Genomic DNA, 14,706 nt, shown 5'->3' with positions numbered 1-14,706 from the left:
ATCATTATCAACTAATAGAGAGGATCAGAAATGAATTTATATAATCGGGAATACTTTTGTTTTTATTGAATTTTTAAAGTTAAATAATAATCATTATAAATTAAACTTGACATATTTTTGAAGATAATCATATTTTCTAATAGGTAAAATCGCATTCAAAATCAGGAATCTTGTTAATGGATCAAGAAAATATTCTCGTCAATATGTTTTGTTTACCCTCTGCTGGAAGCAGTTCATCCATGTATCATTCATGGAACAAATACATGCCGTCTGGAATTAAAATCATCCCTTTAGACTACCCAGGCCATGGAAAAAAAATACGAGAAAATTTAACTCATGATCCTCATCAGTTAGCACATCAACTATGTGAAGAAATTAAAACGTTCGGAAACTATCCCTTTATTCTGTTTGGGCATAGTGTTGGAGCCGCAGTCATGTGGAGAATTGAAAATTTGCTAAGAACTGAAGACATTTATGCAAATCTGATTCTGCTTGTTGTGAGTGGCCGACCTGCGCCAAGCTATTTAAAGGATATGGGTAAAAAAAGCATTTTAAATGATGATGAATTAATCAATGAGTTGAAAGTTTATAATAATTTCCCGAGTGAAATTTTAAATCATCCAGATGCTTTAGAATTTTTTATAAAAATTATTAAGAATGATTTTATGTTAAATGACAATATGTTAATTGACAAAATTCCCCTAACTCAAAAGCCCTTACTTAGTATTTATGGTAAAGATGATCCATATATTCATCACCATACTATGATGGAAGAATGGGATGAATATTCATCAGCTTGGTTAGGAGCTCATGCTGTTTCAGGGGATCACTTTTACTTCTTAGATCACGCTATTCTATTAGACACTCTAAATATTATTTATAGCCATTTATTAAAAATACTCAACACAAAAATAAATATCCGATAAATCATGCAAAACATGAATCTAAATAAAAAACGCTACACACGAAACCAACCAGTAAGTTATGAAAAAATCCAGATTCATCAATTGGAGTTTCATAAGACCTCGATTCAACTAGATCACGGCCGAAATATTATCGACTTGTATGATGAATTTAATATTCATCTTCCAGAAAAAATTATAAATTCATGTTTTAAAAGACAAAATGAATATTTTATTGGCCGATTAGCAGCACAATATGCATTAAAGTCCCTCAACCAAAAATACGATTTTATTTTAAAAAATGGAAAGTATGGAGAGCCAATCTGGCCAGAATCCTGCTGTGGAAGCATTAGTCATTCAATGTGTTGTGCAAACAAAGGCGTTGCTATTGCATCTTTAAATCAGGCTCAATTTGTCGGCATTGATATTGAGTTAAAAAGCAATCATAGTGTTTTAAATGATGATAAGAACATATTAAATCAGTTTCTAAGCTCATTTGAAATTAAGTACCTAGACAAATTTTTAAAATCCAATTTATATCTTTATTTAATTATATTCTCAGCAAAAGAAAGCATAATTAAGGCAATATGCTCAAAATTTAAATTTGTCTTATCATTTAAAGAAATTGAGATTATATCTATGAATACCACAACACAACAGATGATTTTCAACCTAAAAAAAGCACAAAATCATAATGAAGTTACTGTAAATTATATTTTTTTAGACAATGAAATTTTAACTTATGTTTTTCTTTCCAAAAATTGAGTGAGAATAATCATTAAAAAAACCTTCTTTATAAATCATAAAGAAGGTGTAAACCATGATAAAAGGAGGCTAATAATTTTATTTTGAGTTATAGGATAGTTTCATTCCAAGTACATACCCTGTATTTCCTGAAAATTCACCAACAATCTGACCATCTGGAACATTGCCTTTGGCATTACCGAACCATAAATAACGACCACCTAAACTTAGCGCAAGATGCTCGGTGATATTATATTTTGCAGCTAAACCAGCTCCCCAGTACCCTTCTACTGGCCCTAATGTTGTGACAGGATTACCTGCACCTGAATCCCATAAACCAGAAACAGCAAGGGTTAATTTTGGACTCAGTTTTTTACCAACACCCAGTTCAACCGAAGTCTGGTCTTTTGAATAATTTAACAGCGGTAAACCTTGATTACTCCCAAGAGCAACTTGAGTCGTGTGATCTAAAACAGGCGGTCGGTACTCAAATGAACCCCACGGGATATATCGAATTTTTGCAAAAACTGCTGTGGTTGAGTTAATCCCCGTTTGCAAATTCAGATTGAATGATTCAGGTGTCGTGACTTTGCCTTTGTTGCTATGTGCATAATCAAGGTTCAATAAGTCTGCGAGTGGCATATTTTCTTCGATATTCATTTTGTGATGAATTTCAGAACGATACGTCAAAGAGGCCAAAATACCATATTCAGGCTTTGCATAGCTGATTCCAGCAACCCAGCCGACATCTATGCCAGAAGAGAATCGGTTGTCATAGCCTGCGCCAGCACCATAAGCAACACCGCGCAAATGCACATCGGCACTCAATTCCTGTAAAGCAGGCCCGCCATAGATCATGACGTTTTTATTGATGTTGTAACCCAATAACGTAGTGATATTTTTAGACTTCACTGTTACACGTGTATTTCGGTCTTCCCCTTGTCGACTGTCATCAACAAAGTTATTTTCCCCTTTAAACTCAACTTTCGCGCCAAATGGCTCATCGTACATTACTGCCAGTTTAAATTTATCGGATAAATCGACTTTCACGGCGTAGTTAAATGACTCAAAATCTTTGGCCATGTTTGAAATAGTGTGCGAAGGTTGACCACCTGTCGCAATATCATGTCCTGAAATATCAGGTGAGATATAGGCATAACCGACTTCAGCATAAGTTCCAGATTCAAACAAGGCATCCACCGACTGTGGTGCGCGCTCTAATCCTGCTGCATTTGCCTGAGTTGCATATAACGGCGTTAATATTGCGAGGGCAATATATTTTTTCTGATTTCGTAGCATTTTCTAGTCCTTTAGTTACGAAGTACGATCAGTAAATACAGACTCCTGTTGTATATACTGGTTAAAATCACTCTTTTTATAAATTTCAATAACTTAATTTTTATGCTTTGTGCCATTCAATGATGCATTGAATTAACAGGCTTCCTATGGATATGAGCTGTTTTTATGAATCACGAATCCGATGTGTGCTATTTGTTTGACAAAGTTAGATCTTGAGCAATCACTGTTGTTTTACAGCAACCTATCTATCTATTTTGAATAAATTGACAATATGGCTAAGCCGAAAATGTGGTTTCGAGAATTTCTTTTTAAATCAGTCATAACGCAATCCTTTGCATTTAAGATCTCAAGCTGAATCACGTTCCTTCGTGATGTTTTTTGTCAGCTCATGAATACAGCCAATACGCGCTGACAATATTGGCTGTATGTGCAGATTAACAAGCCTGCCCTTTCAAATAACCATGCAAAAGAATGGAGATGGAATGGTTTTACATCTCCATTCTTTCCAGTGATTTGCTGATCCTTTAGTGTGAAATTATCAGTACAGACTGATTGAAAAACAAAATTACAAACAGGATGAGCAAGACATGGAAACTTTCAACACCAAGATGTTTGAAAATAAAGTCGTTGTCGTGACAGGTGGAACTTCTGGAATTGGCTATGCAGTCAGTGTTGCCTTTGCAGAAAAAGGTGCAAAAGTTTGGGCTTTAGGCCTACAAACTGACAAAGTCACATACCCTGCGGGTTTAAATATTGAAGCGGTAGAAATCGATGTGACCGATAAAAACGCAGTGGATACATTTTTCTCAAAACTTGATCGTATAGACAGCTTATTTAACGGCGCAGGCATGGGCTCGATTGCTGAGCATGAATTAGACACCTTTAAACGCGTCATGGATGTCAATTTGACCTCGGTGTTTTATATCAGCGAAGTGGCTGCAAAACATTTAGCAAAATCGGATAATCCATCCATTACCAATGTATCCTCACTCTATGCAATCTTTGGTTCTGCGCTGGCTCCTGCTTATTCCTCATCTAAAGGTGCAATTGATCAACTGACCTTTTCACATGCCTTGAGTTTTTCTCAAGCCAAAATTCGGGTAAATGCTGTTGCACCTGGCTGGATTGATACACCTCTCATTCAACCGTTAAAAGATATGCCTGAAGTTTATGCAGGGATTATGCAACGCTCACCGATGCAGCGATTAGGGAAACCCGAAGAAATTGCCAATGTAGTGGTGTTTTTAGCGTCTGAAGCTGCCAGCTTTATTAACGGCAGTATTGTCAAAATTGACGGCGGATATTCGATTCTATAAGCCTTAACCCATGTCGTTATTCACAACAATAAGAAATAGCACATCGTAAATGTTTCCCATGCTTGGGGTTAATTCAGTCGATTAACCCCAATTTTTTTGCCTCAGTCACCGCTTCTAGCCGCGAACGAACCCCGAGCTTGTTATAAATATTCCGTAAATGCCATTTCACAGTATTCACCGACAAAAATACCTGATCTGCCAGTTCAATATCGGTACAGCCTTGACTGACTTTTTGTAAAATCTGAACTTCACGTTTAGAGAGCAGATCAGCCTGCAGATCTTTCACATCGACACTATCGGGTTGAGCAGCAAACTCTGGGCAACATAAGCTGCATAGCTGCTCGGTAAATGCAATCTGCACGGCATTTTCCTGTTTCTTACTTTTTTGTAGATGCTGTGCATAATCAGCTAAAAGCTGAATCAGTAACGGATGTTCATCGAGGACGATACGAATCACTTTGGTCGGTTCAAGTAAGATCAGTGCTTGCTCAAAGTGGTTAAAGGCAATCTCTCGCTGATCTAAACGATACTGCGCCAGCGCCATCAAGAACAGAATACGGACTGACCTGAACAGATAAGTCCCGATGCGCTTTAACTCCAGTTCAAGCAGTTCACATGCCTTGTGTTCTTTCCCAGTAAAAATCAGCTCACGATAAATACCCAGATCATCGCCCGTAAAGACATTGGAAAGATTAAGCGATTTTTCCAAATGTGCCCGACATAGCGTTTCAATATTGGCATCAGAAAATCCAGCCAGTTTCTCTTGTGCATGAAACCACTGAAACTGATCATATAGACGTTGTATGCTGTCCGTGAGCCGTGGCATAGACCAGTCTTGAGTACGAATTTGGACTTGTGTCAGACATTCCTGTTCTGCCTGTGCATGCCCTTGCAAATGCGCCAAACGCAATTGAAGCTCATAACCGATAATCGCAAGATCAGGAATGATGAGCTGCTCTCCACCATTAAAACTTTGTAAGGTTTGCTCGGCTTGTTCGAGCTGATTCAACTCATAGTATAAAAAGGCTTTCATACTACTGGTAATCGTCAAGATCATTGGTTGAAGAACGTCATCTGAGCTCAGCTTTGAATAATCCTCACTTTTACCAATGTAATTACACTTTTCAAGTGCCTGTTCAATATTCCCTTCGAGATAATCACAAGCCGCCGCCACACAGTCTGTGAAAATCAGGCCATAGGCATTGTGACCTTGTATATAAGTCGCACGGGTTTTGATCAGGATCTTGCGTGCTTCGGTCAATTGCCCAATCGCAATATGGTAGAGTGCACCAATCCCAATCAGTGGTGCACGCACAAAATATGCTGTTTCCGAGAGCTTGCTTATATTCTGCTGAGCCAGTTGATAGGCTTGCTCCAGATGATCTGTCAGTAAGGCCAACATCGGTGCAATACTTAACTGATCGTCTCTAAGGGGTAAGGCCTCACTCTGGTGGCTATTTTGCCACAACTGTAAATAATGATTTGCCCGCGCATTTTGATGGGTAATGATGAGTGACCATGTAATGTCATATAACAGCTCGCCATGTTGAACGAGACTTTGTTCAGGAATCTGTTTGACCAGTTCCAACAGCGTATATATACGTCCTTCAAGAATCAGCGTACGACTCACCTCTTGGAGTAACGCCAGCACCAAAGTCTGATCTTGTGCAAGTTGCGCGTAGTATATGGCTTCCATCAAATAATGATTCTGCTTAAACCAGTAAGCAGCACGTGAACAGGCTGCTTTGTAAGCTTCAACATTGAACTGTTTAAAACGCATTTCCAGAAAATCACGGAACAAATGATGGATCCGATACCAAGCATGCTGTTCATCGAGTGCTTGTAGAAATAGCCCTTTTTGAATCATGGCGTCAAAGCACTGATTGGCTGCAGGGTTTTGTGTGACCTCGCTAACGACAGGCAAACTCAGTTTACGAAGAATACTGATCTTTAAAATAAAATCTCGCATGTCTTCTGAAAGCTGCATAAAAACCTGCTCACTCAGATAATCCACAATCTGATTGTGTGCACCGCTTAAGCTTTGAATCACTGCACCTGCATCATGGTCATTCTTCAGATATAGATTGGTGAGCTGAATTCCTGTGATCCAGCCTTCGGTCTTTTCAATCAGTAACTGGGCAAGTTCATCACTCAAGGCTAAATGGTCAAAATTCTGCTGTTGTAAGAATTGAATGAGTTCGCCACGATCTTCAAGTTTGACACTGAGTTGTCCTTCCGTGACAAACTTCAACCGCCCAAGTAGAAACTCTTTGGTAAAACTCCAATAAGGTTTGACCCGTGAAGCAATCACCATATGACCGTTATTCGGCAAATACTGATATAACCACCACAAAATATTTAGACAGTCTGGATTTGTCAGTACCTCAAATTCATCAATAAAAATCACGATGTCATGGTCGAGTTCTGCCACATGCTGAGCCAGTTCGATCACATTCTGTTTATAAATTTGCCCTTCTGGAATAGGTTGATGATGTTCACTACTCAGTAATGCGGCCCAGAGATATTGATACAGTCGAATTGGGTCATTATCGTCACTGTCTAAAGTCAGCCAACAAGTCTGCTTGCCTTGAGCCTGTAATGATTCACTGAGTTGATACATTAAGGTGGTTTTGCCATAACCCGCCGCAGCATGGATAAACACCAGTGATGAATGACAATACTCCAACATCTGTTTAAGTAACTGAGGACGTTGCATCGTCATCTCATTCATGATGCTTGGGCGGCTGAGTTTAGTCTTCAACACCTTCATTTTTACATCTTCCAATCTTTATTCTTCAATCTATACACAAATCTCGATTCCATGAAATTTGTTCTGTTTTAAGCATCATGCTGTTTTTCTAATGACTTGCAAGCACAAATAGCCAATCTTCACGTTAATACAGGCATCTGTTTTTCACAATCCACACTTTAGTCAATCTGCACATCATCTTTCTATTGTTCTGGCATATGGATCAGTAAAAGGGATTAAGGGATTAAGGGATTGATGATCAGCCATGATCAAACCATAGCAAATCCATTCTTTTGAATGGTTTTCAGTAACTCAAAGGTTGCTATGCTGAATTCAAGCTAAATCGTATGGACATTAGCAGATATCGAGAGATATCAAAAATCTATAGAAAAGACATACATGGAGTTTGTCATGAGTATTGCCCAAGCTATTAAACATCAAGATTATTTACTCACAATTAATACTAAACGTGATGGTGAAGTCAAAAATGCTTTGCCAGGTGTACATGTTAGCCCGTGTTTCCTCGATCCAGACAACGGTGTTTGGGTGGTCTATGCTCGCTTTGAGCCAAACACCATCTTGCCACGTCACTTCCATACAGGAACCGTGCATTTCTTTACAACGGCGGGCTCTTGGAGCTATGTCGAATATCCAAATGATGTACAAACGGCAGGAAGCTATTTGTTTGAACCAGCTGGTTCGATTCACACTTTCTCAAGCAAGGAAGGCACTGAAGGTTTCATGGTGATTGAAGGCGCAAACGTGAACCTGAATGACGATGATTCCCTGATGTTCATTATGGATTCAGGCTGGATCGAAAAAACGCTGCATGCTGTTGCAAAACAGACAGGTCAAAAAATGCCACGTTATATTAAACCGAACAGTGCAGTCGATTTCAGCGACAAAGCTTCCAACAATCCTGAATAAACATTATTTTATAAAAAAGACTTTTAGTGAGAATACATAGTAACTTGCTAAAAGTCTGGTCTATCGTTTTCTTTCATCATGGCGTATATCCCTTTTATTGTTCTGTCTGAGTCATTCAATTAGCGCAGCTAGATAAAAGGTTTTTTGAAAGAAATACCATATAAAACAATAAATATTTCAAGGATGATCTCTATGCTCGGTAATATGATGCAGCAGCCTTTGCTGATTAGTCACTTAATTGAACATGCTGCAAAATATCATGCAGATACTCCCATTATCTCACGTGAAAATAATGGTCAAATCATCACAACCAACTGGTTTGAAGTTCAAAAGAATAGTAAACGTCTCGCCAATGCGCTCAGCAGCTTTGACTTAAGCCAAGGTGATCGACTTGCAACGATTGCATGGAATAATCATCGTCATCTTGAATCGTGGTATGCCATTTCAGGGAGTGGTTACGTTTGCCACACCATTAACCCACGTTTGTTTCCAGAACAGCTTGTTTTTATTATCAATGACGCACAAGACAAGGTTATATTCTTCGATTCGACCTTTGTTCCGTTAATCACAGCGATTCATGACAAAGTACCATCGGTTGAGTGGTTCATTTGTTATGGGCCATATGATGAAAAAATCGTTCAGGCACTTCCAAACGTCATTTTCTATGATGAATTGATTCAGGCTCAATCTGATCAGTTTACGTGGCCACAGCTCAGTGAAGAAACTGCCAGCTCTCTCTGCTATACATCAGGTACGACTGGAAACCCTAAAGGCGTATTGTATAGCCATCGGTCTTCATTACTACATGCCATGGCAATCTGCTTTCCTGACTCTTTAGCTTTATCGGCCAATGATACGGTAATGCCTGTTGTCCCGATGTTCCATGTCAATGCATGGGGAATTCCGTATGCCGCAGCGATGGTGGGTGCCAGTTTTGTCTTACCTGGCCCAAATCTGGACGGCGACAGCCTAATTGACCTGATTGATGGTTGCCAAGTCACCGTTGCTTTGGGTGTTCCAACCATTTGGCAAGGTTTGCTCACAGCAGCAAAAAAACGCGGCTCGACCTTAGCCAGCATGAAGCGCAATGTCGTGGGCGGTGCGGCATGTCCTCCATCCATCATCCGTGAATTTAAAAACACTTACCACTGCGACACCATTCATGCTTGGGGAATGACCGAAACCAGCCCTGTCGGGACAGTGAACCAGTCTAAAGCTAAACATCACAGTTTAAATGCTGAAGAATTCGAAAAACTCCGCCTAACCCAAGGTCGTCCACCTTTTGGTGTCGATCTTCGCATTGTGGATGCAGACAACCACAATGCACCCTTACTGCACGATGGTCACACTCAGGGCAACCTTCAGGTTCGTGGCGCGTGGATTATCGAACGCTATTTCAATCAGGAAAACAGCGCTCTGACTGACGATGGCTGGTTCGATACAGGTGATATTGCAACCATTGATGCCGATGGTTACATGACCATTTGTGATCGTGCCAAAGACCTGATCAAGTCAGGTGGAGAATGGATTTCTTCGGTAGAGATTGAAAATATCGCGGTGGGACACCCTGAAATCAAAATGGCGGCGGCAATTGCAGCACACCATCCGAAATGGGGCGAACGTCCAATTCTGATTGTGGTCAAAGAAGAAAACTCACACCTGAATGAAGACCATGTTCGTGCTTACTTTGAAAACAAAATTGCACGCTGGCAAATTCCTGACGCGGTGCTGTTTGTCGATGCTCTGCCTATGAATGGCGCAGGGAAAATTGTGAAAGCCGAACTTCGTAAAAAATTTAATGACGTCCTGCTGAGTAACGCAGCGATTTAAATAGCATCATCAAATGGATATTGATATGAAACAACAAATTTCAGCACACACCAAAACAGCTTGGGTCACAGGTGGCAGTAGTGGCATTGGCTTTGAACTGACCAAGCGTTTACTTAAAGATCGTTATCAGGTCTGTATTTTTGCTCACGCAGGCATTGAAGAAGCGGTATCGCAATTACAGCAAATTTCGCCGTATGTCCGTGGTTTCCAAATTGACGTTCAAAACGAAACCTCGTTAGAGGCCGCATTCAATCAGGCTGCGACAGAATTTGGCGTACCTGATCTCCTGATTAACTCCGCAGGTATCAGTATTGCCAAGTCTTTTGATGACATGACGTCGGATGAGTTTCAGCGTCAGATCAACATTAATCTGGTGGGCAGTCGTAATGTCGCACATGCAGCATTACCATTCCTTTATCAGGCAACTGCACAAAGCAAAACACCAAAGCTTGTGTTTATTGCCTCTGCCGCAGGACTGGTGGGTTGTTATGGTTATACAGGGTATTGTTCGTCAAAATTTGGCGTGGTGGGTTTAGCAGAAGTTCTTCGTATGGAGTTACGCAGCAAGAAAATCAATGTGGCCGTGGTCTGCCCTCCTGAAGTAGAAACGCCACTGGTCACTGAAGAACGTAAACTTGGCTCTAAAATTACCGCAGAATTAAAGCAATTGGGTGGAAGTCTGACAGTTGATCAAGCCTGTAAAGATATTTACGCAGGGATTCATTCTTCTGAATTTATGATTATTCCAAGTACACAGGCACGGATTCTGGCCAAAATCTCACGTGTCTTACCGAATCTGTATCGGGGGCAGATTGATAAGAAACTCGATAAGATTATCAAGAAATATCAGCTTTCCTAAGATCATTTGCTAAAGCTGAGATGAGTAAAATACTCGCCATAACACAACAAGCCAGATGGCATTCATCTGGCTTGTCTGTTTAGAATGATTTATTTGGAATGTTTATGCTGCCGAATTTTCATGAAAAGACTGCATATCAATCACGAAACGGTATTTCACATCACTTTTCAGCATACGTTCAAAGGCGTCATTGATGGTTTGCATTTCAATCATTTCTACATCAGCAGTAATGTTATGCTCACCACAAAAGTCCAAAAGCTCCTGAGTCTCTTGAATACCGCCAATCACTGAGCCTGCCACTGAACGGCGACCCATAATCATCGGTACAGTATGCGGTTTGATTTCGCCCAAGTATCCAACGAGTACTAATGTTCCATTTAGTGCCAAGGTTGGCACATACGGATTGAGATCGTGTTCATATGGAACGGTATCAATAATCAGGTCAAACTGATTCGCAGCCGCTTGCATTTGCGCTTCATCTGTCGAGAGCACCACATGATCTGCACCTAATTGTTTGGCATCCTGTTCCTTACTGGCTGAACGGGTAAATAGCGTGACTTCTGCACCGAGTGCATGAGCCAGTTTAATCGCCATATGACCTAAACCGCCTAGACCGACCACGGCAACTTTAGTTCCCTGACCCACGTTCCAATGACGTAGTGGTGACCATGTGGTAATTCCTGCACATAACAACGGCGCAACGGCTTTGGTATCTAGGTTTTCAGGTACTTTCAGCACAAAATCTTCAGAACAGATCATGGTTTGTGAATAACCACCATAAGTTATACGGTGGTCATGTAAATCTTCACCGCCATAGGTTTGTACACTTCCATTTTCACAGTACTGTTCTAGACCATTGTCACACGCTGAACAGTGACGGCAAGAATCGACTAAACAGCCAATCCCAACCAAATCACCGACTTTATATTTCGTCACTTTAGTGCCAATGGAAGTCACCCGACCGACAATTTCATGTCCTGGAACAATCGGATAACGGCTAAAACCCCAGTCATTACGTGCCTGATGTAAATCGGAGTGGCAAACCCCACAATACTCAATCTGAATGGTGACATCATCTTCACGCGGATTACGGCGTTCAAAGGTAAACGGAGCTAAAGGACTTGTTGCCGATTGGGCTGCATAACCTAAGACTTTAATACTCATCTTATTCTCCAGACGTTAAATATTGTTCATCTAAAACATGTTCCAGCCAAGTCACGACCTGACCGTGTTCTGCTTCCTGTAAGGCAATATGGGTCATAAATTGCTGTTCCGATGCGCCGTGCCAGTGTTTTTCATTGGGTGCAATCACCACAATATCGCCTGGCTGAATCATTTGGCGCGGTTCTCCCCATTTTTGGACATACCCCATACCCGCAGTAACCAATAAAATCTGACCTAGAGGATGCGTGTGCCAAGCTGTGCGTGCCTGAGGCTGAAAGGTCACACGCCCGCCACTGACAGCACCAGGTTCTTGCTGAGCAAACAGACTGTCAATATGAACCACTCCACTAAACCAGTCTGCTGGGCCTTGTTGAGACTGATGCTGGGCATTTTTAAACACTTGCATTGTGACTTACCTCTTCATAAAGCGGTCTATCATCAGAACCGTAGAATCAGTATAGGAATTTAGACCAAAATCGGTTGTTCCATTCCTCTTGCAGATTTGCCTAATCCTCCAAAAAAATATTGTCACCCCTAGGTTTCTGTGCCATTTCCAACTATGTTTAGACAAAGTACAGGTATAAAAGGTCTTCGCAATGACCCAATCGGAAAGCGATTTAAATGAAATTTTGTCTCAGCGCATCACCAAACTGATGCAAGGACAGCATCAACTGAAAACCCCGATTGCAGGCTTAAGTTTAAGTCGCTGGGAACAACCGACCGATCCGACCAGTTATGTGATGGATGCCAGCCTGTGCCTGATTGCTCAAGGACAAAAACAGGTCATGCTGGGTCAGGAAGTCTATACCTATGATGCACAGCATTTTCTGTTTACTGCGGTGGACTTTCCTGTCATTGCGCAAATTACCCAAGCGTCTTCCGAACACCCCTATTTAGGGGTCTTACTCAAACTTGACCCGCATTTACTGGCGCAAATCATGCTGGAAGCTCAGATGACCTTTCAGCCTTCAAATCGTGACCGTAAAGGCATTGCGGTTGGTAAGCTTACGCCTGAAATGACTCATGCCTTTATTCGTTTACTGGACTTGCTTGAAACGCCAGATGATTTACCGATTTTGGCACCCCTGATTATTAAAGAGATTTTTTACCGACTGCTGATGAGTCCCCAAGGCGAACGTCTTAAACACATCGTGACGATGGGCACGACAGGTCATCGGATTATTCGTGCGATAGACTGGATTAAACAGCAGTTTAATCAGCCATTACGCATTGAGGATTTAGCCAAGCATATGAGCATGAGCATCTCGAGTTTTCATCAACATTTTCGGGACATTACCAATATGAGTCCATTACAGTACCAGAAAAGCTTACGCCTGACCGAAGCACGGCGCTTGCTAATGACTGAAAATCGAGACATTTCTTCGGCCAGTCTACAGGTGGGCTATGAAAGCCTGTCTCAATTTTCCCGAGAATATAAACGCTTCTTTGGTGCCTCCCCATCGGAAGATATAAAGCATTTATCCTTATGAATGTTTGGATCGACCCAGATGTAAAACCACAGCGCTCAGTACAGTAAAAATAGTCATGATGCTGAGCATGGCTGTTGGTGTACCTGTTGAAAAATAGGCCAATAGCAATGATGAAACAATCCCGCTACCGTACTGTAATGATCCAATCAACGCAGCCGCAGATCCAGCTACATGAGGAACTCCATCCAGTGCGGCGGCTGTGGAACTGGCCGCGATAATTCCATTCATGGAGAAAAACAGAAAAACCATGAAGACTAGGCTATACAAACTGCCAATATGCGCCAGATGTAAAGCGCACAAGATCAACAAGGACAGCATTGCGATACAGGTCGTCACTTTTAATAAAAGCTCAAGACTATAACGCTTCACCATTTTTCGGTTAATGAAGCTGATTCCCACTACACCGAAAATATTGCAAGCAAACAACCAGCCATAGTGCTGAGCAGGCACGCCATAATAGGAAATATAAACAAATGGCGATCCCACAATAAATGCATACACGGCAATATAGAAAAAAGTCACGCACAGGGTGTAACGCATAAACTGCCAGTTCCCAAGCAGCGACTTATATGTCGAAAAAACCATAGGCAATGACATCACGGTACGCTTTTCTTGAGTATGCGTTTCTGGCAAAAAGAATAACGCGGCAAACATGGCAAGCCCCAAAGCTGCCAACAGGAAAAAGATACTGTGCCATGTACTGATGCGAATCAGTTGTCCACCAATGATTGGCCCTGCAATTGGTGCAATCGCCATAATAATGGTTAAGGTCGACAACATATGTGCCGCTTGTGAGCGCGCATATAAATCCCGAATCATGGCTCGTGCCAGCATCGGCCCTGTACAAGCTCCAAATGCTTGAAAAACACGCCAGAATACAATCTGCTCAATAGTATTTGAGTAAGCACAGCCCAGTGAACCAATAATAAATAAGCCCATTCCGATAAATAAAGGAATACGGCGTCCAATACGGTCACTAATCGGCCCCCAAACCAGTTGAGCCAAGGCAAAACCAACCAGAAAACCTGTAATGGTCAATTCGACATTGCCATGTAGCTGTTTTGCCATTGCAGGCATGGCAGGTAAATAAATATCGGTAGACAGCGAGGTAAATGCCATTAAGGCACTCAGCATAGACAGAAAAAACCATTGGCTCACGCCTTGGTTACTGGCTCTTGGGGAGATCTGAGATGGGAAGTTCATATTATTTCTTCAAAAGAGTTACGCTAAGATCGGTGATTTCTGAGCGTAACGAGTCATTGCCGTCATACATTTTCAAACGGCATCAATTAAGTACTCGAATAGGTCTACCTTTATATACCGCTTGAATTAATTCTGGTTTAAAAAAATCATTTAAACCTGTTTATTTTTGGTTTTCGCTAATTACAGCCAGTGATCTAAAACTCTTCGCCATACCAATATTTAC

The 14,706-nt window shown here is 41.2% G+C and carries 12 protein-coding genes; 7 read left to right on the top strand and 5 right to left on the bottom strand.

All coding sequences use genetic code 11. The features are described 5' to 3' along the window. The first annotated feature begins 176 nt into the window (after nt 1-176). Together C1A47_RS08775 and C1A47_RS08770 are read left to right on the top strand one after the other, a co-directional pair. Nucleotides 177-926 carry a thioesterase II family protein gene (locus C1A47_RS08775; protein WP_111894462.1) on the top strand — a complete coding sequence of 250 codons (750 nt, stop codon included), beginning with the start codon at nt 177-179 and terminating at the stop codon, nt 924-926. Nucleotides 927-929: 3 nt separating this feature from the next. Continuing rightward, a complete protein-coding gene (locus tag C1A47_RS08770) occupies nt 930-1,667 on the top strand; it encodes a 4'-phosphopantetheinyl transferase family protein (protein ID WP_111894460.1) in 738 nt (245 codons plus the stop codon). Between the two features lie 78 nt (nt 1,668-1,745). On the opposite strand, the gene C1A47_RS08765 is transcribed toward C1A47_RS08770, so the two are convergent. Continuing rightward, nucleotides 1,746-2,945, bottom strand: a complete 1,200-nt coding sequence (locus tag C1A47_RS08765) for an OmpP1/FadL family transporter (RefSeq protein WP_111894458.1) — start codon at nt 2,943-2,945, stop codon at nt 1,746-1,748. Nucleotides 2,946-3,532: 587 nt separating this feature from the next. Here C1A47_RS08765 and C1A47_RS08760 point away from each other — a divergent pair. Continuing rightward, nucleotides 3,533-4,261 carry an SDR family NAD(P)-dependent oxidoreductase gene (locus tag C1A47_RS08760; RefSeq protein WP_111894456.1) on the top strand — a complete coding sequence of 243 codons (729 nt, stop codon included), beginning with the start codon at nt 3,533-3,535 and terminating at the stop codon, nt 4,259-4,261. Between the two features lie 73 nt (nt 4,262-4,334). On the opposite strand, the gene C1A47_RS08755 is transcribed toward C1A47_RS08760, so the two are convergent. Beyond that, complete coding sequence (locus tag C1A47_RS08755) at nt 4,335-7,031, bottom strand: LuxR C-terminal-related transcriptional regulator (protein ID WP_111894454.1); 2,697 nt, start codon at nt 7,029-7,031, stop codon at nt 4,335-4,337. Nucleotides 7,032-7,421: 390 nt separating this feature from the next. Here C1A47_RS08755 and C1A47_RS08750 point away from each other — a divergent pair, with 390 nt between their 5' ends. The 3 genes from C1A47_RS08750 to C1A47_RS08740 all read left to right on the top strand — a co-directional run bounded on the left by C1A47_RS08750 (nt 7,422) and on the right by C1A47_RS08740 (nt 10,626). Then, nucleotides 7,422-7,937 (top strand): 2,4'-dihydroxyacetophenone dioxygenase family protein, encoded by a 516-nt coding sequence (locus tag C1A47_RS08750; protein ID WP_111894452.1) that lies wholly within the window; start codon nt 7,422-7,424, stop codon nt 7,935-7,937. Nucleotides 7,938-8,129: 192 nt separating this feature from the next. Continuing rightward, complete coding sequence (locus C1A47_RS08745; protein WP_111894450.1) at nt 8,130-9,767, top strand: long-chain-fatty-acid--CoA ligase; 1,638 nt, start codon at nt 8,130-8,132, stop codon at nt 9,765-9,767. A gap of 25 nt (nt 9,768-9,792) precedes the next feature. Next, nucleotides 9,793-10,626: an SDR family NAD(P)-dependent oxidoreductase gene (locus C1A47_RS08740; RefSeq protein ID WP_111894448.1), complete on the top strand. Its 834-nt coding sequence runs from the start codon at nt 9,793-9,795 to the stop codon at nt 10,624-10,626. A 102-nt stretch (nt 10,627-10,728) separates the two neighbouring features. On the opposite strand, the gene C1A47_RS08735 is transcribed toward C1A47_RS08740, so the two are convergent. Further along, entirely contained in the window at nt 10,729-11,790 is a 1,062-nt protein-coding gene (locus C1A47_RS08735) for an NAD(P)-dependent alcohol dehydrogenase (protein ID WP_111894446.1), read from the bottom strand. A 1-nt stretch (nt 11,791) separates the two neighbouring features. Continuing rightward, complete coding sequence (locus C1A47_RS08730; RefSeq protein WP_111894444.1) at nt 11,792-12,196, bottom strand: cupin domain-containing protein; 405 nt, start codon at nt 12,194-12,196, stop codon at nt 11,792-11,794. A gap of 190 nt (nt 12,197-12,386) precedes the next feature. Between C1A47_RS08730 and C1A47_RS08725 the strand changes: the two genes are divergently transcribed. Then, the gene (locus C1A47_RS08725) at nt 12,387-13,280 is read left to right on the top strand and encodes an AraC family transcriptional regulator (protein ID WP_111894442.1); all 894 of its coding nucleotides are present in this window, start codon (nt 12,387-12,389) and stop codon (nt 13,278-13,280) included. Here the strand turns inward: C1A47_RS08725 and C1A47_RS08720 are convergent. Beyond that, a complete protein-coding gene (locus C1A47_RS08720; RefSeq protein ID WP_111894440.1) occupies nt 13,275-14,483 on the bottom strand; it encodes a multidrug effflux MFS transporter in 1,209 nt (402 codons plus the stop codon). The two genes, C1A47_RS08725 and C1A47_RS08720, sit on opposite strands and share 6 nt — an antisense overlap. Nucleotides 14,484-14,706 lie beyond the last annotated feature (223 nt).

It is taken from the genome of Acinetobacter sp. MB5 (assembly GCF_003261585.1).
Lineage (GTDB): Bacteria > Pseudomonadota > Gammaproteobacteria > Pseudomonadales > Moraxellaceae > Acinetobacter.
Note: the sequence above shows the minus strand (reverse complement) of the source record. Positions and strands in the feature narration are given on the sequence as shown.

Excerpts from the sequence above, each read along its gene's own strand:
- C1A47_RS08740 (WP_111894448.1), top strand. The coding sequence starts at position 9,793 with ATGAAACAACAAATTTCAGCACACACCAAAACAGCTTGGGTCACAGGT.
- C1A47_RS08765 (WP_111894458.1), bottom strand. The coding sequence starts at position 2,945 with ATGCTACGAAATCAGAAAAAATATATTGCCCTCGCAATATTAACGCCG.
- C1A47_RS08720 (WP_111894440.1), bottom strand. The coding sequence starts at position 14,483 with ATGAACTTCCCATCTCAGATCTCCCCAAGAGCCAGTAACCAAGGCGTG.
- C1A47_RS08735 (WP_111894446.1), bottom strand. The coding sequence starts at position 11,790 with ATGAGTATTAAAGTCTTAGGTTATGCAGCCCAATCGGCAACAAGTCCT.
- C1A47_RS08770 (WP_111894460.1), top strand. The coding sequence starts at position 930 with ATGCAAAACATGAATCTAAATAAAAAACGCTACACACGAAACCAACCA.
- C1A47_RS08760 (WP_111894456.1), top strand. The coding sequence starts at position 3,533 with ATGGAAACTTTCAACACCAAGATGTTTGAAAATAAAGTCGTTGTCGTG.
- C1A47_RS08730 (WP_111894444.1), bottom strand. The coding sequence starts at position 12,196 with ATGCAAGTGTTTAAAAATGCCCAGCATCAGTCTCAACAAGGCCCAGCA.
- C1A47_RS08775 (WP_111894462.1), top strand. The coding sequence starts at position 177 with ATGGATCAAGAAAATATTCTCGTCAATATGTTTTGTTTACCCTCTGCT.
- C1A47_RS08725 (WP_111894442.1), top strand. The coding sequence starts at position 12,387 with ATGACCCAATCGGAAAGCGATTTAAATGAAATTTTGTCTCAGCGCATC.
- C1A47_RS08745 (WP_111894450.1), top strand. The coding sequence starts at position 8,130 with ATGCTCGGTAATATGATGCAGCAGCCTTTGCTGATTAGTCACTTAATT.
- C1A47_RS08750 (WP_111894452.1), top strand. The coding sequence starts at position 7,422 with ATGAGTATTGCCCAAGCTATTAAACATCAAGATTATTTACTCACAATT.
- C1A47_RS08755 (WP_111894454.1), bottom strand. The coding sequence starts at position 7,031 with ATGAAGGTGTTGAAGACTAAACTCAGCCGCCCAAGCATCATGAATGAG.